This is a genomic window from Pseudoalteromonas thalassia, from assembly GCF_049257215.1.
GTDB lineage: Bacteria > Pseudomonadota > Gammaproteobacteria > Enterobacterales > Alteromonadaceae > Pseudoalteromonas > Pseudoalteromonas lipolytica_C.
The window spans coordinates 83,365-105,640 of sequence record NZ_JBMMUE010000014.1; the positions used below are offsets into that span (position 1 = coordinate 83,365).

Annotated in this window: 20 protein-coding genes; 11 read left to right on the forward strand and 9 right to left on the reverse strand. The window is 43.5% G+C overall.

Annotated features, from left to right (window positions below; all coding sequences use genetic code 11):
- The first annotated feature begins 4 nt into the window (after positions 1-4).
- The 6 genes from AAEU31_RS15910 (at position 5) to AAEU31_RS15935 (ending at position 9,271) form a co-directional block, all read left to right on the forward strand.
- Positions 5-409, forward strand: coding sequence for a DUF3224 domain-containing protein (locus AAEU31_RS15910; protein ID WP_062564809.1), 405 nt, complete (start codon positions 5-7; stop codon positions 407-409).
- A gap of 1 nt (position 410) precedes the next feature.
- Positions 411-590 (forward strand): DUF4177 domain-containing protein, encoded by a 180-nt coding sequence (locus AAEU31_RS15915; protein ID WP_135922870.1) that lies wholly within the window; start codon positions 411-413, stop codon positions 588-590.
- Positions 590-1,207, forward strand: a complete 618-nt coding sequence (locus tag AAEU31_RS15920) for a LysE family translocator (RefSeq protein ID WP_135922869.1) — start codon at positions 590-592, stop codon at positions 1,205-1,207. The genes AAEU31_RS15915 and AAEU31_RS15920 overlap by 1 nt, the downstream gene beginning before the upstream one ends.
- Before the next feature lie 188 nt (positions 1,208-1,395).
- Positions 1,396-4,290 carry a TonB-dependent receptor gene (locus AAEU31_RS15925; RefSeq protein ID WP_421967714.1) on the forward strand — a complete coding sequence of 965 codons (2,895 nt, stop codon included), beginning with the start codon at positions 1,396-1,398 and terminating at the stop codon, positions 4,288-4,290.
- A 22-nt stretch (positions 4,291-4,312) separates the two neighbouring features.
- Positions 4,313-8,629, forward strand: coding sequence for a pullulanase-type alpha-1,6-glucosidase (gene pulA / locus AAEU31_RS15930; RefSeq protein ID WP_421967715.1), 4,317 nt, complete (start codon positions 4,313-4,315; stop codon positions 8,627-8,629).
- A gap of 99 nt (positions 8,630-8,728) precedes the next feature.
- Entirely contained in the window at positions 8,729-9,271 is a 543-nt protein-coding gene (locus AAEU31_RS15935) for a PH domain-containing protein (protein WP_138558501.1), read from the forward strand.
- On the opposite strand, the gene AAEU31_RS15940 is transcribed toward AAEU31_RS15935, so the two are convergent.
- From AAEU31_RS15940 to AAEU31_RS15950, 3 genes are all read right to left on the reverse strand, one after another.
- Positions 9,268-11,058, reverse strand: a complete 1,791-nt coding sequence (locus tag AAEU31_RS15940) for an alkaline phosphatase D family protein (RefSeq protein WP_421967716.1) — start codon at positions 11,056-11,058, stop codon at positions 9,268-9,270. The two genes, AAEU31_RS15935 and AAEU31_RS15940, sit on opposite strands and share 4 nt — an antisense overlap.
- A gap of 62 nt (positions 11,059-11,120) precedes the next feature.
- A complete protein-coding gene (locus AAEU31_RS15945; protein WP_063702368.1) occupies positions 11,121-11,465 on the reverse strand; it encodes a rhodanese-like domain-containing protein in 345 nt (114 codons plus the stop codon).
- Position 11,466: 1 nt separating this feature from the next.
- The gene (locus AAEU31_RS15950) at positions 11,467-11,655 is read right to left on the reverse strand and encodes a YgaP family membrane protein (protein WP_054562832.1); all 189 of its coding nucleotides are present in this window, start codon (positions 11,653-11,655) and stop codon (positions 11,467-11,469) included.
- 133 nt (positions 11,656-11,788) lie between these two features.
- Here AAEU31_RS15950 and AAEU31_RS15955 point away from each other — a divergent pair, with 133 nt between their 5' ends.
- Genes AAEU31_RS15955 through AAEU31_RS15965 form a run of 3 tightly spaced genes read left to right on the forward strand, consistent with a single transcriptional unit; the run spans position 11,789 to position 16,436 of the window.
- On the forward strand, positions 11,789-12,094 hold the full coding sequence (locus AAEU31_RS15955; RefSeq protein WP_054554407.1) for an ArsR/SmtB family transcription factor: 306 nt from the start codon (positions 11,789-11,791) through the stop codon (positions 12,092-12,094).
- Positions 12,095-12,097: 3 nt separating this feature from the next.
- The gene (locus AAEU31_RS15960) at positions 12,098-15,385 is read left to right on the forward strand and encodes an efflux RND transporter permease subunit (protein ID WP_421967717.1); all 3,288 of its coding nucleotides are present in this window, start codon (positions 12,098-12,100) and stop codon (positions 15,383-15,385) included.
- Positions 15,375-16,436: an efflux RND transporter periplasmic adaptor subunit gene (locus AAEU31_RS15965; RefSeq protein ID WP_421967718.1), complete on the forward strand. Its 1,062-nt coding sequence runs from the start codon at positions 15,375-15,377 to the stop codon at positions 16,434-16,436. The genes AAEU31_RS15960 and AAEU31_RS15965 overlap by 11 nt, the downstream gene beginning before the upstream one ends.
- Here AAEU31_RS15965 and AAEU31_RS15970 read toward each other — a convergent pair.
- From AAEU31_RS15970 to AAEU31_RS15980, 3 genes are read right to left on the reverse strand one after another with little or no spacing between them, the layout of a single operon-like run.
- Entirely contained in the window at positions 16,429-17,106 is a 678-nt protein-coding gene (locus tag AAEU31_RS15970) for a nitroreductase family protein (protein ID WP_421967719.1), read from the reverse strand. The genes AAEU31_RS15965 and AAEU31_RS15970 overlap by 8 nt on opposite strands.
- A gap of 29 nt (positions 17,107-17,135) precedes the next feature.
- The gene (locus tag AAEU31_RS15975; protein WP_135922863.1) at positions 17,136-17,510 is read right to left on the reverse strand and encodes a YfeK family protein; all 375 of its coding nucleotides are present in this window, start codon (positions 17,508-17,510) and stop codon (positions 17,136-17,138) included.
- On the reverse strand, positions 17,507-18,361 hold the full coding sequence (locus AAEU31_RS15980; protein WP_235382568.1) for an endonuclease/exonuclease/phosphatase family protein: 855 nt from the start codon (positions 18,359-18,361) through the stop codon (positions 17,507-17,509). Before AAEU31_RS15980 ends, AAEU31_RS15975 begins: the two co-directional genes overlap by 4 nt.
- A 175-nt stretch (positions 18,362-18,536) precedes the next feature.
- Between AAEU31_RS15980 and AAEU31_RS15985 the strand changes: the two genes are divergently transcribed.
- Together AAEU31_RS15985 and AAEU31_RS15990 are read left to right on the forward strand one after the other, a co-directional pair.
- Positions 18,537-18,851, forward strand: coding sequence for a Bor family protein (locus AAEU31_RS15985; RefSeq protein WP_135922861.1), 315 nt, complete (start codon positions 18,537-18,539; stop codon positions 18,849-18,851).
- Positions 18,848-19,171, forward strand: coding sequence for a Bor/Iss family lipoprotein (locus tag AAEU31_RS15990; protein WP_135922860.1), 324 nt, complete (start codon positions 18,848-18,850; stop codon positions 19,169-19,171). Before AAEU31_RS15985 ends, AAEU31_RS15990 begins: the two co-directional genes overlap by 4 nt.
- Here AAEU31_RS15990 and AAEU31_RS15995 read toward each other — a convergent pair whose 3' ends face one another.
- From AAEU31_RS15995 to AAEU31_RS16005, 3 genes are read right to left on the reverse strand one after another with little or no spacing between them, the layout of a single operon-like run.
- Positions 19,172-20,410 carry an ABC transporter permease gene (locus AAEU31_RS15995; protein ID WP_421967720.1) on the reverse strand — a complete coding sequence of 413 codons (1,239 nt, stop codon included), beginning with the start codon at positions 20,408-20,410 and terminating at the stop codon, positions 19,172-19,174.
- Entirely contained in the window at positions 20,403-21,110 is a 708-nt protein-coding gene (locus AAEU31_RS16000) for an ABC transporter ATP-binding protein (RefSeq protein ID WP_421967721.1), read from the reverse strand. The genes AAEU31_RS15995 and AAEU31_RS16000 overlap by 8 nt, the downstream gene beginning before the upstream one ends.
- A complete protein-coding gene (locus AAEU31_RS16005) occupies positions 21,110-22,276 on the reverse strand; it encodes an efflux RND transporter periplasmic adaptor subunit (RefSeq protein WP_135922858.1) in 1,167 nt (388 codons plus the stop codon). Before AAEU31_RS16005 ends, AAEU31_RS16000 begins: the two co-directional genes overlap by 1 nt.

A 22,276-nucleotide genomic window follows, 5' to 3' on the forward strand; every position in this document is an offset into this window, starting at 1 on the left:
TAGTATGGAATCTACAACTATCAGCGGGCAATTCACTGTAAAATTAAACCCTATTGGCGGCTATGCAACAGGTAAGGATGGCGTTAATTTAGGACGGATGTCGATTGATAAACAGTTCTCAGGACCATTAGAGGCAACAAGCCAAGGCGAAATGCTCAGTGCCATGACTGCGACTCAAGGTAGCGCAGGTTATGTAGCGATTGAACAAGTTGTTGGTAGCTTAGAAGGTAAGCAAGGTAGTTTTGTACTGCAACATTTTGGCACCATGGATAAGGGGACTGACCGATTGATTTTAGAAGTGGTGCCAGACTCCGGCGCAGGAGAGCTTGAAGGTCTTTCTGGTAAAATGGCAATTCGAATTGAATCGGGTATTCATCATTATGACTTTGAATACCAACTGATGGACTAACATGCAAAAAGTAGTTGAGTTTAAAAAGAAGCGCTTTTTCGGCGGCATCGATATTGAGGCATTAAATCAACGGGTGTTCGAGTTAGGCCAAGCTGGTTGGCAAGTGAAAACAATTACCACTGCCACTGGGTTTTATGGTCAGATAACATCCGTTTTATTACTAATTGAGAATAACGAATAATGACACTAACTGAGTGGTTGAGTTTAGTTTTAATTTGCGTGATGGGTGCGATGTCGCCAGGGCCGAGTTTAGCTGTAGTATTAAAACATAGCCTACATGGCGGCATGAAAAACGGCATGTTAGCGGCGTTAAGCCATGGTATTGGGGTTGGTTTTTATGCGTGTGCCTCGTTACTTGGCCTAGGCGCGCTGATGACGCAGCTACCAACGCTTTATCAAGTGCTGGTATATGGCGGTGCAGCATACCTAGCATATTTAGGTATTCGTATTTTGTTAGCTAAACCTAGCCCGCAAACACTGAATGTTGAGCAGGCTAAGCCAAGTCCTCGCAGCGCGTTGCAAGATGGCTTTGCCATTGCCTTTTTAAATCCAAAACTAGCAGTGTTCTTTTTGGCACTGTTTTCGCAATTTATTGATCCAGAGAGCCTGACTTTGCAGGTTGGCTTAATCATGTGTTTAACGGTATTTGTGCTTGATACAGGCTGGTATCTACTTGTTGCACTGTTAACTGAAATATCAAAAAAGCGTTTTGGTTTTACCAAAGCGAATCCGTGGTTTGAAAAATTGCTAGGGATAATCTTTATTGCCTTAGCTGTTCGCGTCGTTATTACCCTATAAAACCCTCTATATTGCGATTACATCACGAATAAAAAAAGGGTTGTGATCGCTGCTTTCCCCAGCAAGCTCCTATTGCATACGTATTCATCACACAATATTTACCTTTTGGTTACACTTTATTGGTTGTTTTTTGACAACAACAATAACCACAAATACAACACTTCCAACGACAACAGGGTGGGAATCCAATGGGGAAATTCAAGCTAAGTGCACTTATGCTGGCTTTAGTGGCAGCAAATAGTGCAATGGCGGCGACGGAAGAAGAACGCACATCAGCGAAGGAAATCGATCCTGAGCTAGAAGTAATCGAAGTGCGCGGCTTTAGTCGCAGCTTAATTCAATCATTAAATCAAAAACGTTTTAGTGACACTGTCTCTGAGCAGCTATCAGCCGATGATTTAGGCGCATTGCCTGATGTGTCTATGGCTGATGCATTAACACGGTTGCCGGGGATCTCAGCGGTACGCACTGGTGGCCAAGCTGCCGAAATCAACATTCGCGGTTTATCAGGTGGATTTGTTTTTTCGACATTAAACGGTCGTGAGCAAGTATCTACCAGTGGTAGCCGTAGTATTGAGTTTGACCAATATCCGTCTGAGTTAATCAGTTCGGCGGCGGTGTATAAGTCGCCAAAAGCCTCACTCATTGAAGGTGGCGTAGCGGGGACGGTAGAGCTACAAACAGCCAGCCCATTGGATAACGACCAGCAACACAAATTTACTGCGAATGTACGTGGTATGTATAACGACCGTGCTTCAGAGGTATTTGATGCCACCGAATACGGCGACCGTATTAGCTTTTCTTATCAAGGCAAATTTCTTGACGATACGTTAGGTGTGGCATTGGGTTACGCGCGACTATTCCAGCCAAGTGTGGCGACTCAGTTTATCGGTTTTGCTTACAACGGCAATAAAGATGTTGATGGACTGGCCAATGATACTGATGGCCCAGTAGATAACCCTGCTAATGAATACATTAGCGAGGGTTTTGAGCTTCAGCACTTAGGTGGTGAAGAAACCCGTAATGGTTATTTAACCTCAATTGAATGGGCACCAGCTGATAACTTTAAACTAAAAGGTGATGCGTTTTTATCGCGGTTTGATAGCGAATCATTTGCCCGTGGTTTTCGGGTTAAGTTTGGTGGTCCGTCTGCGGTTTATGCTAACCCAGTACTTGACGGTAATGCGGTGATTGGTGGCGCGATTAACCGCACATCAAACAGCTTTACCCGTGTTGAAATCGTTAATGATGATAACCAAGACTTTGATGAAGTAGACAGCTATGGCATTAATGCCGATTGGCAAATTACTGAGCGTTTAAACGTTAATGCTGATGTGTCGTTATCTCGTGCGAAGAGTAATTTCCGTAATGGTTTACTGTGGGCATTGGTTGCGGAAGATGCCACCGTTGAGAACCCTGTGTTTGATACCAATGTATCGCTTAACTATCAATTAAACGGCTTAAACTTGCCTGATGTAGGTTTTAACCAAGCCGACGCATTTAGCGATATTGACCGCGTTATGGTCAGTAAATACGGTATTTATCCGTATGAAAATGAAGATGAAGTCAAAGCGTTCCGACTCGATTTTAAATATGAGTTAGAGAATAACTGGTTCAGCTCAATTGAATTTGGCGCTCGTTATTCAGACCGTGAGTACAGTAATAATCGCTCTGTATTTGAGTACGGTAACGACGGCGCATTCTCTTCGACTCAACCACCGCTTCGCCTTACTGATGACATGGCTACAGTGGTAGATTGGCAAGGTGAGTTTAGCTATTTCCCATCATACCTAGCGATAGATTTAGATAAAGCGCTCAACGCGTGGTTCCCAAGTGGTATTCCGCAGCCAGTACAAACCTGGGGTAATGCCGATGGTGTTGTTGATTTAGATGGTGATGGTGAGCCAGATGCACAAGGTTATACCACTAACTATTCATGGACCATGTTACAAAGTGGTTCAGTGTATGAAGAGGTGGTGTCAGCCTATCTGATGCTTAACATTGATACTGAAATTGGCACTCTACCCGTTACAGGTAATATTGGTATTCGCCGTGTAGATACTGATCAATCAGCGACGGTACTCGAAAACGTCGGTGGTGATCCGCAACTCGGTGCGCAGTATATTGTTGATGACAATGGCATTGTTAACGACCTATATGCACCAAGCGTGTTAGGCATTAAATACACAGACTACCTGCCTTCATTAAACCTGAACTTTAAAGTGAGTGACGCGACACAAATTCGTTTTGCTGCGGCAAAAGTGATGGCGCGTGCTCCGATTAACCGTTTAGCGGGCGATGCCAGTGCATCGGTTAACAATGACGGCGAAATTAACGGTTCAAGTACCAATAACCCATTCTTAAAACCTTTCTATGCTGATCAATACGATATCTCGTACGAGCAATACTTTGAAGACACCGATGGTGCACTGGTTGTTGCTGCGTTTTATAAGAATATCGACTCATTCATAGACACGGTAGCCATAGAGAACTTTGACTTTAAGGGTAATGGTTTTAACGTGCCAGACTACATTGTTGACCCTGTCAGCGGTGAGCAAATCGAAACTACTAATGGTGTGTATGAAACTGCGGTTAATAATGCCAAAGGTGGTTATATTCGTGGTATTGAGCTTGCCTATACGCAAGTTTTCTCTTTCTTACCCTCACCGTTTGAAGGCCTAGGTATTAACGCCAGTTACTCGTATACAGAGAGCGAAGTGCAGTCTATCACCGATTTAGGTGGCGATTCTGTGTCGCAAGACTTGCCTGGCCTTTCAAACAATGTTTTTAACGGCACACTTTTTTACAGCTATGAAAACTTTGAAACACGTTTGAATGTGCGTTATCGCGATGATTTCGTATCAGAGCAAGTTGCTGTCAATGAGCAAGTGGTGAATTTTGATGCGGAAACGGTTGTCGATTTCCAAACATCGTATCAGTTCACAGATTCATTCGGCATGTTATTACAAGTGAATAACCTGACTGATGAACCAACACAAAGCTACTTTGGAACAACCAGTAAAACAGGCACCACGCAATTCTTTGGTCGTCAGTTTTATCTAGGTTTTACCTATAACCATTGATCAGTAAGTTGGAGATAAAAATATGAAAATAATAGCTAATTTTAGCCGCTTACTGATTGCATGTAGCATGGTATTGCTAGCTGCATGTGGTGGTGGCGCAAGTAACGATATAGATTCAGGACAAGTATTATTGACCTGTAGTGTCCCGCAAGTTCCCAATGAAGCAGGGACTGAGTGTGTTGATCCACCACCGATCAGTTGTCCGGCACCAACGGTACCCGATGAGAATAATGAGAGCTGCGTAGTAGGCGCTGATCCCACTTTGCCTGATCCTGTGGTTTTCCCTGCTGATGACGAAGCCATCTTATTCTATAACCGCACCAGTGACGATGCCTACGAAGGCTATCGATTACACTCATGGAATAACGATGACTGTGATTCTTACGCAGCACCGTTTGATGCCACTGATTGGGCAAATGGTCATGAATACGATGGTATTGACCCTAACTATGGCGCGTACTGGATTGTAAAACTAAAAGAGGGTTACAACGAGTGTGCTAACTTCATCGTGCATATTGGTACCGAAGGGTCTGGCAAAGCGTTTGGTGATGTTGATTTAAAAATGCCATTGATGCAGGACGATGAAAAGTTCCAACGCATGAACTTTACCATTCATGGTGAACCATCAGTATTTGAATATCCAATTGTTAGCTTAGGTGAGCGTCCGGTAAGTATTTCTGGTGCATCAGCGCATTGGATAGATTTATCTACTGTGATTTATCAGCCAAGTAATGAGCTGACAAGTATCATTAAATTACACTCATCAAGCAGTGCTGATTTAAAAGTTGATGAAGATACCGGTGAGTTAAATGGTCAAGTAGTTGAGCTTACATCGACATCTTTGAGCGATGAACAAATCGCTAAAGTGCCACACCTTGCTGGATGGAATGCGTACCAAGGTAGCTGGGATGCAGCCGCTGCAAAAGAGCTTATTAAACAGCAGTTAGTTGTGGCAGGCTACGATGCTGATGGCAAGCTAATTGAAGCAACCTATGTGCAAACCGCTAAAGCCCTCGATGACTTATATACCAGTGGCGAAAGTGACGCTAATGAAGCACAACTTGGTGTGCATTACGCCAATAATGGCATTGATGTGTCGGTTTGGGCGCCTACAGCCAGCAATATGAAACTAGCGCTGTATGATGCTAATAAAACTGAGCTTGAACAACTTGCTATGACCTTTGATAGCGCAACGGGTATTTGGTCTAGCAATGTCGATATTAGTCACGATCGCCATTACTACCGCTTTATGTTTGATGTTTATCATCCGACGACTAAGCAAATTGAAAGCTTATGGAGCACAGATCCTTATTCACTCAATGTTTCAACCAATGGTTTATATAGCCAACTAATTAACCTTGATGATGAAGATACTAAACCGACTGGCTGGGATGAGCGTATGGTGCCAACGATTGATTACCCTGAGCAAGCGGTAATTTATGAAGGCCATGTGCGTGATTTTAGTGTGCGTGATGAAACAGTCAGTGAAGCAAACCGTGGTAAGTATTTAGCGTTTACTGAGCTTGATAGCGCACCAATGCAACATCTTAAAAAGTTAGCAGATAATGGCTTGACACATTTCCATTTACTGCCACTAACAGATATTGGCACCATTGATGAAGATGCCAGTCAGCGTGTTGATATTACTGCAACCTTAGGTGATTTATGTAGCCGCATTGACGATGATGCCGATGCATGTAAAACCGAAGATAAGAGTGCATTGATAGTTGATTTAATGGCGTCTTACCTACCTGGCTCTGATGATGCTCAAGCACTTGCTAATGCAATGCGTGGTGTTGATAGCTTTAACTGGGGTTATGATCCGCATCATTTTATTGCGCCTGAAGGCTCTTACGCTTCATCGCCTGAAGGTATTGCACGAGTTAAAGAAACGCGTGCGATGGTCCAGTCTTTACAAGAAATTGGTTTACGTGTCGTGCTTGATGTTGTTTACAACCACACTACCTCATCAGGTGTTTGGGATAAATCAGTCTTCGATAAACTGGTACCAGGTTATTACCACAGATATAACGAAACATCAGGCGATATTGAGCGCTCAACCTGTTGTGAAAATACAGCAACAGAACATGTCATGATGGATAAGTTTGTTGCTGATTCTATGGTGATTCTAGCCCGTGATTTTGGTTACGATAGCTTCCGCTTTGATGTGATGGGGCATATGCCAAAAGCATCAATTATGACCGCACTTAGTGCAGTGCAAGCGGTTGACCCTGATACCTACTTCTATGGTGAAGGGTGGAACTTTGGTGAAGTCGCTGATAACCGTTTATTTGTGCAAGCTAAACAAATGGATATGGCAGGCACTGAAGTAGGCACCTTTAATGACCGTATCCGTGAAGCAATTCGTGGTGGTGCATTCTTTAGCAATAATGCCACAGATGGCAATTTATCTGAGCAAGATACGTTGCGTTTATCACTGGCAGGTAACTTACAAAACTACATTCTGAAAGACTTTAAAGGTAATTCAGCAAAAGGCAGTAGCTTTAGTTGGAGTGGTCAGCCTGCGGCTTATGCACTTGACCCTGCTGACAGCATTAACTATGTCTCTAAGCATGATAACGAAACATTGTGGGATCAGCTGCAATATAAACATGGAACTAACTTAAGTATTGAAGAGCGTGTGCGTGTTCACAATATGGCCTTAGCTATGCCGCTGATGAGCCAAGGTATTCCATTTATGCAAATGGGTGCTGATATGCTGCGTTCTAAATCAATGGATCGTAACAGCTATGATTCTGGTGATTGGTTCAATTTTGTTGATTTCAGTAAAGAAACCAATAACTGGAATGTAGGTTTACCACCAGCACAAGATAATCAAGCAAAGTGGGGCGAAATAGCACCTATTTCAGCAAACCCTAACGCACAAGCGATGGCAAGCGACATTGAGTACGCAAGTAATGTATTTACTGAATTCTTAGCAATTCGTAGTGCCAGCCCACTATTTAGTTTAACCACAGAGCAAGACATCTTAGACCGCGTTGGCTTCCATAATATTGGTAAGCGTCAACAACAAGGTTTAGTGGTGATGAGTATTGATGATGGCGTTGGTTTAACTGACCTAGATAGCCAATACGATGCCATTGTCGTGGTGATGAACGGCACTGAGCAAAGCTTATCGCATACGGTATCAACGGCTGCGGGTTTTGAGCTCCATCCTGTTTTAAAAGCGAGTGTTGACTCTAGTATGTCAGCGGCAAGCTTTATAGCTGGTGAGGGCGAAGGTACCTTTAATGTTCCGCCATATACTGTTGCTGTGTTTGTGAAACCACAAGCTGATGCACAAGGCGAAGGCCTAAGTGCCGATGCGACTGTGGGGGCGCCAGATATTGTACCATTTGGTAGCACGACGGTTTATGTTCGTGGCTCGTTAAACGACTGGGGTACGGCAAATAGCTTTGAATATGTGGGTAATGGCGAGTACAAAATTGCCATTCCTCTAACAGCGGGTAGTTATGAGTTTAAAGTCGCTTCAGAAGATTGGTCTACCGTTGATTTTGGTGCGCTTTCTGCTGATGTTGCTGAGGTGATCGAAGGTGAAGATGAGCCGCTAACACGTAGTGGTGCCAATATGATCTTTACGGCGGCAATGGATGCTGTTTATGTGTTCTCATTCGATGCCACAGACACCGATAACCCAGTACTTAAGGTTTATAACGAAGAGCCATTTGTTGGCACTGCAATTTATGTACGCGGTAGCTTAAATGATTGGGGTACCAGTGACGAGCTGATGTATCAAGGTAAAGGTATTTATACCTTCACTAAACAGCTAACAGCGGGTAGCTATGAATTCAAAGTAGCCTCTGAAGACTGGAGTACGGTGGATTATGGCTCAGGTGAAAGCAGCGCGGCAGTCACTGTGGGTACAGAGAAACTGCTCGCAGTAAAAGGTGCAAACATGACAATTGATATTGCAAGCGATGGTCAATATCAGTTTGTGTTTGATGCCAGCAACCTTGAAGAGCCACTCATGAGCGTATTCAATGCAGAAATGTTTGGCGCAACTCAGGTGTACTTACGCGGTAGCGTTAATGGCTGGGGCACAGATAACCCACTGATTTATGCTGGTGATGCGATGTACAGTACCACCATGACATTAGAAGCAGGTGATTATGAGTTCAAAGTCGCTTCTGAAGATTGGAGTACCGTAGATTATGGCGGCAGTGGTGATGCCCCTGTTGCTGTACTTGGCGAAGCCGCTTTACTAGAAGCCGTTGGCGCCAATATCGCTCTGAGTATTGCAGCTGCTGGCGATTATCGTTTTACAGTGCAAGGACCTGATCTGAGTAAACTAACAGTGACGGTTGAAGCCGTGGAGTAGCTTTCCCTGCAGTACCCTTAAGCCGGGCTTTTGCTCGGCTTTTTTTGTATTTAATGAAAAGTTTGTATATTGTCATAACTACTTATCAAGGAGCCTATGATGACAGAAACCAGTTTATTGAGTGCCAGCTTTGATCCAAAAGTAAAACAGTATTGGTTATTACTGGGTATTTTTACCTGTGTGATTAGTATGGTAGGTATCCCTTTCATTCCCATTGTTGCGTTAATAATCTGGCTGGTGGCAGGGCGTATTTTAGCGGCGATGTCAGCCACGTTGCTAACGCGTAAGTTAGTGGTAAAACGCGGTGTATTCTTTAAAGAAGAAAAATCGATCCCACTTGAAAAAATAACCGATGTGGCACTTAGCCAAGGTCCTTTGATGCGTCAATTTGGTCTTTATCGACTGAGTTTTGAAACGGCAGGTCAATCAGGGCAAGGTGCATTGGTATCATTACTCGGAGTGGTTGATGCAGAGGCCTTTCGCGAAGCAATCTTGAAGCAAAAAGATGAAATGACGCAAAGCAGCAGTGCTAAAGCTGAGCATAAACCTGAAGATAGTCAGTTAGAACTGCTGCGTTCACTTACGTATAGCGTAAAAAACATTGAGCAAATGTTAGTTACGCTATTAGATGAAAAGCGTTAAGCCAGTTGTAAAGTAGGGTTACCAGCTTGTACGCTGAGCGCTTTTTGACGCTCGCTAAGCAGTGTGTAATCGGCTGTTTTAACGCTACTTACATAATGCCACTGGGCTAGTGCTTGCTGTTGAGTAAAGGTGACCGTTAAGTAACCGCGTTCCACTAAATTGTTGTAAGCTAAGTCGTTAACCAGTAATGCAATAACTTGCTCAATTTGTGCGACAGCTTCGCTCGGTTGCGTATTCAACGCTAAGTAGTTCTCAAGACCCGGAGAAGAAACCGAAGATGTGGCAAACTCAACACCAGCTGCAGCTTTTGCAGAAACAGGGTTACTGGCATCAGTGACTAATTGTCCTGCCCAGCTGTTATGCGTATCACCCGCTAAAACCACCAAGTTCTTTTGCGCTGCAATTGCAGTCCCAAGTATTACCTCACGTTCATAAGCATAGCCATCCCATGCATCAAGATTATAAGGCGCTGTTGTTTCTACGCGTGCTCGCTGCTCACTAGTAACCGTTGGATCGCCAGCTAATATACGGCCTTTAATTTGCGCAAGCTCACTAAATAACGTGTTTGCTTGAGCAAGTAATGCAGATGGGTCAGCACCGCTTGCTTGAGTCACTTGAATATTCATAAGTAACTGCAAAATCTCAAATGGCAAATGCATTTTGGTCATCAGCACTTGTTGCCCAAGTACTTGCCATTGTGTTGTTGCTGTCGTTAAACCATCAGTTAGCCATGTAAGTTGCTCATTCCCTAATAGAGCACGAGTCGGTGAGCTAATTGCTGCAACAAAGTCAGTTTGTCCTTGGCTACTGGTTAAATCGAAATCTACATAATTAACTTGCTCGTCGCGAGCTAAAACACGGGTATCGAGCATGTGTAACGACACTAAATTGCCAAACTCGAAGCGTCGATAAATACGTTCTTTATCGGCTACATTACGGATAGGCATCCATTCAAAGTAGGCTTGTAGCGCATGCATTTTGCGCTCGCTAAATTCACCTTCGCCGTCGTTGTGATTTTCAGCGCCACTGCGCCATGTATCATTAGTTATTTCATGGTCGTCCCAAACAGTAATAAATGCACAATGACTATGGGCAGCTTGTAGGTTTTCGTCTTTACGATAATGGGCGTAACGTTTGCGATAATCCGCTAAAGAAATGATTTCGTCGCTATTGTCATCAGGTAATAAACGGCCAAGTTCGGCGGCATCTTCAGTCGCATAACCTGTATTACCATATTCGTAGATGTAGTCACCTAGGTGCAGTACTGCATCTAAATCGGTTTGTTTTGCGATTTCACCATACACATGGAAGTAGCCAGCAGGATAGTTCGCGCAAGAGACAACGGCAAATTTTACTTGTTCTATGTTGTCGGTTGGAAGCGTTTTACCTGCTCCAGTAGGTGAGGTTTTACCATTACTTATGAAGCGGTAGTAATAGGTAGTGTTAGCATCGAGACCTTGCAGATCAACTTTTAAGGTGAAGTCGGTTGCATCGCTTACCTGTGTTTCGCCATCATGGCTAATGGTTGTGAAGTTAGCATCGGTTGAGGCCTGCCAAACAACGTTAACACTCGTGACGTTTTCAAGTGGTGTTATGCGAGTCCAAATAATGAGACTGTCAGCGAGCGGGTCGCCACTGGCAACACCGTGATCAAAGCTGACAGGGATTTGCTTTGTGGTTTCGTCATCATCGTCATTAAGACTACAGCCCGTTAAACCGAAAGATAAAACGGCGGCTCCAAAACCAGCCGCCGATGCTTTTAAAAAGCGTCTGCGTGTAAAAGTCATTGCTCTGTACCTATAAGTAGAAAAGTACGAGCTTATCCGACCAGTGTTACTGTTCTATGAAGTTAAAACACCTGACAAATTTGTTCTGCATTACAAGTGATTACAGTGACATTTTCGTAGCCAACACGAGTCAGAGCTTCGGCACTCAGTGTGGCACGAGCACTACTTGCACAGTGTAAGTAAATGGGTCTTGCAGGATCTTTTTCAATTTCCATTAATTTCATTTCAAGTACACCGCGTGGGATATTAATTGCACCTGTTGCTGCTTTAGTGGCGTGTTCAGCAGGCTCACGTACGTCTATTAATAAACCGTGGTTTTCGCTTAATTCTTGTTTTGCTTGGTCAGCACTAATGCGGCGCTGGTTTGGGGCAACAATTTTCATTAAGTCAGGAATTGGTGTCAGCATACTAATCCTCCATGCCAAGTTTGCGTAAAATGGTGATCATTGGGCACCATTTCGTGAATGCCGATTGAATTAAGTTTAGAGCAATAAATACCGTAAACCAAATCCACAGCGGACTGTGAAACTGTTGTAGCAACAATGAAATACAGATCATTACACCAGCAATTAGGCGAAGCGCGTCATTTAGTTTCATAAAAAGACCTCGATAACAGAGTGATGTATTTAATATATTAGATAATACTACATTAGTAAATTCTAATATTAGACTTTTCTAATATATCAATCTATACTTTAGCGGTATTTTAAGAATATAGAGTAGTGTGATTATGAACATCGATTTTGCGGCTATGGCCGACAATGTGGAACAAGCAGAGCAAATGCTAAAGATATTGGCGAATAAAAATCGCTTGATGATCTTATGTTCGCTGCAAGATGGTGAAATGAGCGTGAGCGAATTAAACGAAGCTGTGCCATTGGCGCAGTCAGCATTATCGCAACACTTAGCGGCACTAAGAAAAGCTCAGATAGTCGCGACTCGACGCGAAAGCCAAACCATCTATTATCGCGTGGTGGATGAAAACGTAGTATCGATCTTAGCAACCCTATATGGTTTATTTTGCAAAGGTAATTAAGCAATGAATGCTATCGATAATGCAGTAAAAAACAGCTTGAGCGGCCGCCTCCCTGTCATTATTTTTATTATGTCTGTGCTGCTTGGCCTAATGGCATTAAAGCAAACACCCCGTGAAGAAGAACCGCAAATTGTGGTTCCAATGCTTGATATTTATGTGGCAGCACCAAACGTCGAAGCGCCAGAAGTAGCTAGGCTGGTAACTGAACCATTGGAGAAGTTATTAGCGCAATTGACGGGCGTTGAGCATATTTACTCAAGTACACAAAGTAATGCTGCTGTTGTCACTCTTCGCTTTGAAGTTGGTCACGACCGTGAGCAAGCCATCCTCGACACTTACGCTAAACTCTATAGTTATCAACACACGATGGCGTCAGTGATCAGCTCATGGCAAATTCGTCCGGTTGAAGTGAACGATGTACCCATTGTGATGTTGGGCTTATTTAGTAAAGATCCAAAACTTTACGATGATTATCAACTAACCCGCTTTGCTAACGAAATCGCTAACAGTTTACAGCGCATCGAAAATACCAGCGAAGTGAAAGTGATTGCAGGTAGAACTCGTCAATTAACGATTAACCTTGATGCAAGTGCCCTTGCTGCACATCAAACAACATTAACCGATGTGTATTATGCGCTTAGCGTATCTAACCAATTAGTGAATGTGGGCAGTGTTGTTGAGGGGAAGCAGCAAATTGCCTTACAAGTGGGTGATGTTTTACGCTCTCAATCTGCCATTGAACGGCTTGTTGTCAATGTGGTTAATGGTAAGAGTGTTTACCTAAGTGATGTGGCCCAGGTGAGTGATGGGCCAAGCGAAGCACAAAGTTATCAATGGTTGGCTAAATCAGATAATCAGCAACAACTTCCTTTAGTCACTATTAGTGTCGCTAAACAAGCAGGTACCAATGCGGTAGCTGTAGCCAATGAAGTGCACAGCATGATGGATAGCTTATCGGCTAATCTACTACCAGATGAAGTGGGCTACACCGAACTGCGTGACTATGGCCAAACAGCGAACGAAAAAGTAAATAACCTTACCTCGAGCTTAGTGTTTGCGGTATTTACCGTGGTTATTTTTGTTGGCGTATTTTTAGGTTGGCGACCAGCAATTGTGGTTGGTTTAGCAGTACCTATTTGCTACGGCATTACCCTGACACTTGATTTTGCCTTTGGCTATACAATTAACCGAGTCACACTGTTTGCACTAATACTTTCTTTAGGTTTATTGGTTGATGATCCGATCACGGGGATAGACAACATAAGTCGCTTTTTAACGAAAAAAGGCGATAAAAAACAAAGCATAGTTGATGCCATGAGCGAAATTTGTGTGGCGCTGTTTATGTCAACATTGACCATTATGGTGGCGTTTATTCCACTTGCGTTTATCACCGGCATGATGGGGCCGTATATGGCACCGATGGCATTCAATGTACCGGTCAGTGTAATGGTTTCAACCATAGTGGCATTTTTTGTCACGCCATGGTTGGCTATGAAATTACTGAAAGCGCCAGTTGATGACAGCATGCAACTAGAAGCCAATCCGCATAGCTTATACGAGCGCATATTATCACCATTACTTGAGTCTAAAGGCCGTGCCAAACTCGTTCTATGGACCACATTAGCTTTGTTTGTCGCAAGTGCCATGTTACCCGTAATGCGTGCAGTACCTTTAAAGCTATTACCGTTTGATAATAAAAACGAGTTACAAGTTTTAATCGATATGCCAGAAGGCACGAACCTTGAGCAAACCGCCGCTTTTACTCGAAAAGTACAAACTATCACTTGGCAATTAAATGAAGTAAGCGAGGCGGCAGCCTACGTTGGTCAGCCATCAAGCATGGACTTTAATGGTATGGTGCGTGGTTATTATCGACGTGAAGCTGCTAATTTAGCTGAACTCAGAGTATTACTGCTTGATAAAACTGAGCGTGATCATCAATCTCATGGCGTGGTCATGCGCTTGCGTGCCGCATTAGCGCCACTGGCAACCGATGGCATTGTAATTAAAGTGGTTGAAGTGCCACCGGGTCCGCCTGTTTTAAGTACCTTAGTGGCTGAGGTTTACAGTGAGCCATTTGTTGATACAGACACGCACTATCAAGCAGCCCTTGCTGTTGCAGCTAGGTTAAAACAAGAGCCGCATGTGGTTGAAGTTGATACCAGTATTGCTGTCAATGCGCCCTTACAGCGTTTTGTTACCGATAAAAGTAAAGCGTCATTGTCGGCAGTGTCTACGCAAGATATTGCCCAGACCTTAGCCATTGCTTCGCATGGGCAAAATGTTGGGGTGTTATATGTTAGCGGCGAAACAGATCCTGTTGATATTAAACTGCAACTACCATATCAAGACCGTAACCAATTTGCTCAATTACTGGCATTACAAGTTCGTGGTGATAGGGAACTTGCAAAAACCAGTGATGAATTTGGATTGCAAAGTGCGCCGCGTCCGCTGGTGGCGTTATCTGAATTAGGTGAATTTCAGCATCAAGATGTTGCCAAGCCAATTATGCGTAAAGATCAGCGTAATGTTGTATATGTTATGGCTGAGCTAAATGGTCGTACCCCTGCTGAAATTATTGCTGACGTCAATGCCGACTTAGGCATCGGTGCTGACGAATTTAGCCAAACTGATTGGCAAAGTAGGCACTTTTTCAATAATGGTGGTAGCCAAGCTTGGCAATTACCTGCTGGCACTGACCTGACCTTTAGTGGTGAAGGTGAATGGCGAATTACCATTGATGTATTTAGAGATATGGGGATTGCCTTTGCGTTTGCGCTCACTGCAATTTTCATCATCTTACGCATTCAAACAAACTCAGCGAGTTTATCACTGATCATCATGTCGGCTATTCCATTAACCGTAATAGGGATCATGCCGGGCTTTTGGCTATTAAATCAATTTGGAGAGCGCAGCATTGCTGGTGCTCCTGAGCCGGTGTTATTCACAGCAACAGCCATGATAGGCATGATTGCACTTGCCGGTATTGTGGTTCGTAACTCACTTATTTTAGTTGAGTTTATTAATCAAGCTCGCGGTCAAGGTATGGCAATTAAGCAAGCTTTGATTGCCGCAGGTACGGTGCGTATGCGCCCTGTGTTACTGACAGCGGGAACCACCTTATTAGGTAACTTGGTGATCACCTTAGACCCGGTATTTAGCGGTCTAGCGATCGCAATTATTTTTGGTATTGTGGCATCAACATTGTTCTCATTATTTGTTGTGCCGCTGGTTTATTATTTAGTGTTTGCAAAGGATGCAGCCAAAGAGGAACAAGCTCATGCAGGGTAAATCGAAACTTATTGGTTCAATTATCGCGTTATCAGTGATTATTGTGGCGGTACTTTACATGGCGGGCAGTTTCTCTGATAAGCAAGCTGCAGGCATGAAAAATCCATCAGCAAATGATTACACTGGTCAGTTAGTCACTGTAACATTGGCAGATATTGCGCGTGATGAAGTTGTACCGGGCACTGTGATTGCCAAACAAAATACGCAAATCTCTTCACGGGTTATGGCACAAGTTGAGCGTTTAAATGTACGCGCTGGCGATACCGTAACACAAGGTGATGTGCTAATTACCTTGCAGCAAGATGACTTTAAAGCTGGGCTTGCTCAAAGCGAAGCACAAATAAATGCAATTAATGCATCGCTAACTCAAGCAGAGAAACAACTAAAGCGTATTAACGATTTATACAAGCAAGGTTTGGTATCTGTTAGCGAATACGACGATGCAAAAGCAAGGTTCGATAATTTAACGGCGAACCTAGCGATTGCTAAACAGCAGCAAACACAAGCGCAAGTTGCACTGAGTTTTACGCAAATTAAAGCGCCGATTTCAGGTGTTGTGGTTGAGCGTTTTGCAGAGCCCGGCGATACCGCAACTCCTGGCACGCCATTACTCGCACTGTATAACCCACAACAATTGCAATTAGCATTTAATGTCAGAGAACAACAAGCAATTAAGCTGAATGTTGGCCAAACTCTAACAGTCAAATTACCCGCTTTATCAATATCAATGCCTGCCACGGTGACAGAAATCGTGCCGGTTGCTGATAGTGCTGCGCGTAGTATGGAAATCCGTTTAGAAACAGATGCCCAAACTGGGTTAATGCCTGGGCTTTATGCACAATTACAATTACCGCTCGCTACTGAAAAAGGGGTATTGATTGAGTCAAGCTGGGTGCATCAATATGGCCAATTGAGCATGGTCTATTTACTTGAAAATAATCAGATAGTGCGCCGCTACGTACGCCTTGGCGAAATGGTCGATGGACAGCAGCACATCGTTTCAGGTTTAAACCCGGGGGATGTGCTGGCTGTTGATTTTAAAACTAAATAAAGGTCGCTATTTCGTCCAGCGACTTTTTCACTAAGGCATGCTCAGGGATGGTTGCATCTGTGCTTGGGTAGCCTGCAATAAGCAGCATGTAAGGGCGCTCATTATCTTTATCGCGGCCACAAATTTCGGTTAAAAAGCTCATTGGCTTTGGTGTATGCGTGAGGGTGGCAAGGCCAGCTCTGTGTAGTGCTTGAATTAAAAAGCCGGTTGCTAGGCCAACAGATTCATGCACATAGTAATTGGTATTTTTGTCATCGGCAGAAATACCGCCTTTCTTTTTACTAAACACGGCAATGAGCCAAGGTGCATGCTCAAGGTAGGGCTTACTGGCATCTGTGCCAAGTGGTTTTAAGGCATCTAACCATTCTTCACCTGCGCGACCTTCATAAAATGAACGCTCTAGTTTTTCAGCTGCTTCTCTAATTTGTTTTTTCACATCGCTACTATGTATTGCTACAAAGTGCCAAGGTTGATGATTGGCACCACTCGGTGCAGTGCCTGCCGCTTTAATACAGGTTTCGATTATTTCTTTTGGCACTGGGCGGTCGCTAAAACTGCGAATACTGTGGCGACGCTGACTCACGGCTAAAAACTCTTCGGCGCGTTTAAGCATCTCGTCATGAGGGTACTCAATAAAGTCATTGAGTGGTTGGTTTTTGTGTTCTTGCATGGCTTTTCGCTTCTTGTGTATTGATGATTTTAATTATGAATATGTTGGTTTCGGCGGTACTCTTTTAATTCATTGCTTAACCAATCTTTTGCATTGAGTAACGACCCATTGCTGAGTCTTACTTTATAAGGCTTACCGCTCCATGAGCTTTTGCTCGCCAGATTTTCGATAAACTTTTCGGCGGTTTTTGCATAGCGGGTTGCTTTTCGATATTTCATAGCAAGATGTTCGGCAGCGTCTTCGCTTGAGTGCTCTGTGCCGTTGCGAATAAATATGGCGTCACTTTTAGCAACAAAATCAATAAGGTGGTTTATCTCTTGTTCTGGGGTTGCTGCATAACTGAATTGGCTAATGCTCAATAACATTAACGCGATTAACCAATATTCTTTTATACATAATCTCATAGCGTTTGATGCTCTATCGTCAGGGTTGCAATAATTGGGTTATGATCAGAGCTTGCAAGCTCAGGCACAACGGTTGTTTCTATTTTGACACCGCGAACCCATACTTGGTCAAGCGCTAATCCAAATGCTTTGGTACGTTTATCATCTAAATAGATAGCTTCGTGTAAACCTAGTTGGGTTAATGTTTGCTGTAATAAAGCTTGGCGTTCATCACTCCAGGTATTGAGATCACCGGCAAATACGATAGGTCCCTTGTGCATGCGCATGATACTAGCTGCATCGTCGAGCTGTTGTTTAAAGTCACTAACGCCAAAAGTAAAGTTGATGCCATGCAGGTTAATGCTCAGCAATAACTGTTGATCTGGCAGCGCATATTCAACGATATTAGTGGCTTTTGGACTACGTAGCCAAGGCTCAACATGGGTGAGGGTGCAATGCACCGCGGCAGGCCAGCGGCTGAGTGTCATAACCCCTGATTGCACGCCGCCACTCTTATAGCCTTTAGCAAAGCGCCAGTAAGGTTTGAGCTTTGTAAGCGCAGGCTCTTCGATAGCTTCTTGCAGTAACACTATATCTGCATTGTCATTTAGCTTTTGCAAATCTGTGAGTAAGCCATCTATTTGTGCTTTGTAAATATTCCAACTCAATAATTTGAACTGATAAGGCAGGATATAATGTTCAGCGTAAGTTTGCATGCGACTTTGTGCTAACTGCTGTTGGCAATTAGCAAGGTCCACAGCGGTTTTGGTTATACCTTGCTGCTCATCTGAGCTAGGACCGCTTGAAAAACTATACCAAGACAGTGCACCCAAGCACACAAGTAATAAAAATATACGCAGATATGACGTCATAATGACCTTTATTTACTTTTCTTAAGAATTAGTCTTAGTTAGCCCCAGTTTAGTTCAAAGACTAAATGTTAGAAACTGTAGTATTTTCTACAATTTCTATACGCTTTCTTACCCAAAACAAGTACTCATGTTCTTATACTTACTGAGCTTAACAACTCAGACAAAGGAACTACTCATGAAACAAATGGCCTGTATGCTGCTTGCCTTATCGGTGACAGCGTGTTCATCAGTCACCATAGTGCCAGAAAAAACAACTAATAAATTAGCCACTAAAGCTGATTACCAAGATAGTCGCCCATTCTTTTTGTGGGGCCTCGTTGGTGAAGAGCGTGTTGATGTTAAGGCTATTTGCCAAGATAAAAAAGTTGCCCAAATGCAGTCACAACAAACAGTTGTAGATGGTGCACTAGGGTTAGTCACTCTCGGAATTTATGCTCCTCACACAGTAAAAGTATGGTGTGAGCAACAAGCACAGGAGCAACAACTATGAAAAGCCTACTAGTAACAGCTGTGTTAGTGGCAACCTTAAGTGGTTGCACAAATATCTACTTTGATAATGGCAGTGCTGCTCAAGCTAATAAAGCACCTGCGACAGAGCAATGGCATCATAACTTTGCCGCGGCGCTTTACGAAGGTTCAAAGCCTGTCGACCTATCTGAAGAGTGCCCAGACTCTGAGTGGCAAACCGTTCACACTTATAAGTCGTTCACCAATGGTTTAGCTGAAGTTGCAGTAAACCAAGTTGGGCCTATTTGGTACCCGAAAACAGTAGAAATAAGCTGTGCTCAAGTACCTTATAAGCCAGACTAGTTATTCATAACGTAGTGCATCAATTGGGTTTAAGCGTGCCGCTTTAATAGCGGGCGCTAAGCCAAACACAATACCAATCAATGAAGTAAAGCCAAATGACAGCATAATCGCCCAACCCGGTATGTAGGCATCTGGCATGCTCGGCACTAACACTGAAATTAGTGCCGCAGCACCATACCCTATCGCTAAACCAATTAAACCACCAAAAAGTGATAGCACCACAGCTTCAACTAAAAATTGCAGCATAATAAAGCCAGGTGTTGCCCCTAATGCTTTCAAGGTGCCGATCACACGCGTACGTTCTGTTACCGAAACCAGCATGATATTCATCACACCAATACCACCAACTACGAGGCTAATACCTACGATCCCCGCGGTAATTGCGGTAGCACTTCCAGTAAATTTATCGATATTAGCACGGGCTTTTTCGGCGGTTTGAAATTCAAAGTCGTCATCTTCACCGTCTTTCAGTTTATGTAATTGACGTAAGATGCGGCGAATTTTAGCCATTACTTGCGCTTCGTTAGCATCGTCTTTTAAACGAAACATCATTTGCACATTGGTATCAACACTGCCGCCTTCTAGCGCACTCATGGTACTTATCGGAATATTAATGTAATCGTCTTGGTCAAAACCTAAGAAGCTACCTTGTTTTTCAGCAACACCAATAATGCGAAACCACTCACCACCGAGTTTGATATATTCACCTACGGGGTTTTCAGGTAGGTTAAGCTTTTCGATAATTGAAGGGCCTATATACGCCACTCGGCGGCGTTTTTCATCATCTTCTGCGCGAATAAATCGGCCGAGTTCTGGGTAGGTGCGGTAAGCTTTTTGGTAGTCTTGTTCGGTGCCCATTACCCGTGAAGCATGACTTTTATTGCCATACTCTGCTGCACCAGAAAAGCGCCAAGTAAACATCAGCGCAGTAAAGGTTTCGGCTTCTTTAACGCGTGCTTTTAGGGTTAAAAAGTCGCTGTAGGTTAGCTTTGCTTGTTGGCCTACCATTTCTTTTTCTACGCTAGTGTAAGGCTTGATATTGGTGACATCGGGAGACATATCAGCAAGCTGATCATTAATTTGCTTGGTAAACCCTTGCATTACTGCCACTACGGTCACAACCGCTGCAACACCAATAATTATGCCTAAGCAGGTAAGGGCGCTGCGCATTGCATTGGCTTTAATTGCCATCAGCGCCGCTTTAGTGCCTTCCATAACAGCGATAGCAGATTTAAACATTTTGTTTTTCTCCTTCGCCTTTACGGGTATCACTAACAACCTTGCCATCAACCAAACGAATAACCCGTTGGCAGTGATCAGCAATATCTTGTTCGTGAGTAACCAAAATAATGGTGTGCCCTTCGTTATGAAGCTCATCAAACAGCGCCATGATCTCAGTGGTGGTTTTACTATCTAGGTTACCGGTAGGCTCATCACCAAGTAGAATGTGGGGCTTAGTAACCAATGCGCGAGCAATCGCAACACGTTGACGTTGGCCACCAGATAGCTGGCTCGAAAGGTGGTTTACCTTATCGCCAAGGCCAACCCGTTGTAATGATTCGAGCGCTTGTTGCTTTCGCTCTTTGGCAGCAATAAATCGATACACTAAGGGCTGCATGACATTTTCAAGGGCGGATGCTCGTGGTAATAAATTGAAACTTTGAAAAATAAAGCCAACACTTTCATTACGTTGATGAGCAAGCTCCGTTTCGGTCATGCGCTTTACTAGCTTATCTTTTAAATAGTAGTCACCACTGGTGGGAGTATCTAAACAGCCAAGCAAGTTCATCAGGGTTGATTTACCAGAGCCCGAAGGACCAATGATGGCAACATACTCATTTTGAGCAATTTCAATATTAATATCATCAAGGGCTTTGAAAACTTGTTCGCCCATTTTGTATTGTTTATTGATATTACAGAGTTTGATCACCGCAGACATTAGCTAGCACCTTTTTCAGGGCTGTTTTTAACGGCTACCGTATCACCCTCTTTTAGTGAGCTAAGTGGTCTAGCGGGGCCGATAACAATACGGTCACCCTTTGCAACTCCACTGGTTAGTGCTTGTTCGATATCTGACGAAATACCTACCGTTACCGCTGTTTTAGTTACTGTGTTATCTGCGTTAAGCTTCCAAACAAAGTAGCTATCATCCTCTTTTTGAATAGCTTCAATAGGCAGCTTTAAGCCATTTTCGGCAATGCTGGTAGCGATCTCTGCGCGGCAGCTCATTCCGGCATAAAGTTGGCGGTCAGTGGCATCAAGCAGTACTTTAACTTTAAATGATAAGCCTTGTGAACCTGCTTGATTTTTTGCCGATGTGCCAATGTTTATTACTTTGCCAGTGAAAGGTTGATTAGGGTAAGCGGCGGCATAGATGTCTGCATGTTGGTCTAGTTTGATACCGGCAATATCGGTTTCATCCACTCGAAGCTCGGCTAATATTGCGCTAGGGTCTGCTACTAACATCAAGTCTGAGCCAATAATGTTAGTTGTTCCCGCAATAACAGTTTCACCTTCTTTAATATTGACCGAAGCAAGTAGGCCACTCATTGGAGCGCGAAACACGCTTTTATTTAAACGGTCTTCAGCAATTAGTAACGATGCTTGGGCTTGGTTGTAAGCTTCACGTTTTGCTTCAATATCTATTTTTGCTAAATCGCGGGCATTTTGTAGGTTTTCATACACTTCTTGGCCAGCAAGGCCAACTTCATAAAGCTCTTTTTGGCGGCTTAATTGACGCTCGATATTTTTCAAGCGAGTTTCGCTATGCTTAATATCGATTTCGGTCGCACGAAGCACGGCTTTGTTGCGGGCAACTTCAGATTCAAACGCTGTGGTATCTAGGCGCATAAGAATATCGCCCTCAGTGACACTTTCGCCTTCTTCTACAAACACTTTCGCAACACGGCCGGTCACTTCTGAGCGCAGTTGCACTTGGGTGTTAAAGACTAGGTTACCAGAGGCTAAAATTGAATCGGCAATATTACCTTGCTCAACTTCTGCAATATGCATTTCTGGTGCATCTTTATTGCCTGTGACTTGCTTTGATACTAGTAAAGCGACAAATGCCGTAACAGCTAGGCCAATAATAATGGCTTTTTTCAT

Bases quoted from the DNA above. Each gene is read 5' to 3' on its own strand.
- AAEU31_RS15910 (WP_062564809.1), top strand. From the start codon at position 5: ATGGAATCTACAACTATCAGCGGGCAATTCACTGTAAAATTAAACCCT.
- AAEU31_RS15915 (WP_135922870.1), top strand. From the start codon at position 411: ATGCAAAAAGTAGTTGAGTTTAAAAAGAAGCGCTTTTTCGGCGGCATC.
- AAEU31_RS15920 (WP_135922869.1), top strand. From the start codon at position 590: ATGACACTAACTGAGTGGTTGAGTTTAGTTTTAATTTGCGTGATGGGT.
- AAEU31_RS15925 (WP_421967714.1), top strand. From the start codon at position 1,396: ATGGGGAAATTCAAGCTAAGTGCACTTATGCTGGCTTTAGTGGCAGCA.
- pulA (WP_421967715.1), top strand. From the start codon at position 4,313: ATGAAAATAATAGCTAATTTTAGCCGCTTACTGATTGCATGTAGCATG.
- AAEU31_RS15935 (WP_138558501.1), top strand. From the start codon at position 8,729: ATGACAGAAACCAGTTTATTGAGTGCCAGCTTTGATCCAAAAGTAAAA.
- AAEU31_RS15940 (WP_421967716.1), bottom strand. From the start codon at position 11,058: ATGACTTTTACACGCAGACGCTTTTTAAAAGCATCGGCGGCTGGTTTT.
- AAEU31_RS15945 (WP_063702368.1), bottom strand. From the start codon at position 11,465: ATGCTGACACCAATTCCTGACTTAATGAAAATTGTTGCCCCAAACCAG.
- AAEU31_RS15950 (WP_054562832.1), bottom strand. From the start codon at position 11,655: ATGAAACTAAATGACGCGCTTCGCCTAATTGCTGGTGTAATGATCTGT.
- AAEU31_RS15955 (WP_054554407.1), top strand. From the start codon at position 11,789: ATGAACATCGATTTTGCGGCTATGGCCGACAATGTGGAACAAGCAGAG.
- AAEU31_RS15960 (WP_421967717.1), top strand. From the start codon at position 12,098: ATGAATGCTATCGATAATGCAGTAAAAAACAGCTTGAGCGGCCGCCTC.
- AAEU31_RS15965 (WP_421967718.1), top strand. From the start codon at position 15,375: ATGCAGGGTAAATCGAAACTTATTGGTTCAATTATCGCGTTATCAGTG.
- AAEU31_RS15970 (WP_421967719.1), bottom strand. From the start codon at position 17,106: ATGCAAGAACACAAAAACCAACCACTCAATGACTTTATTGAGTACCCT.
- AAEU31_RS15975 (WP_135922863.1), bottom strand. From the start codon at position 17,510: ATGAGATTATGTATAAAAGAATATTGGTTAATCGCGTTAATGTTATTG.
- AAEU31_RS15980 (WP_235382568.1), bottom strand. From the start codon at position 18,361: ATGACGTCATATCTGCGTATATTTTTATTACTTGTGTGCTTGGGTGCA.
- AAEU31_RS15985 (WP_135922861.1), top strand. From the start codon at position 18,537: ATGAAACAAATGGCCTGTATGCTGCTTGCCTTATCGGTGACAGCGTGT.
- AAEU31_RS15990 (WP_135922860.1), top strand. From the start codon at position 18,848: ATGAAAAGCCTACTAGTAACAGCTGTGTTAGTGGCAACCTTAAGTGGT.
- AAEU31_RS15995 (WP_421967720.1), bottom strand. From the start codon at position 20,410: ATGTTTAAATCTGCTATCGCTGTTATGGAAGGCACTAAAGCGGCGCTG.
- AAEU31_RS16000 (WP_421967721.1), bottom strand. From the start codon at position 21,110: ATGTCTGCGGTGATCAAACTCTGTAATATCAATAAACAATACAAAATG.
- AAEU31_RS16005 (WP_135922858.1), bottom strand. From the start codon at position 22,276: ATGAAAAAAGCCATTATTATTGGCCTAGCTGTTACGGCATTTGTCGCT.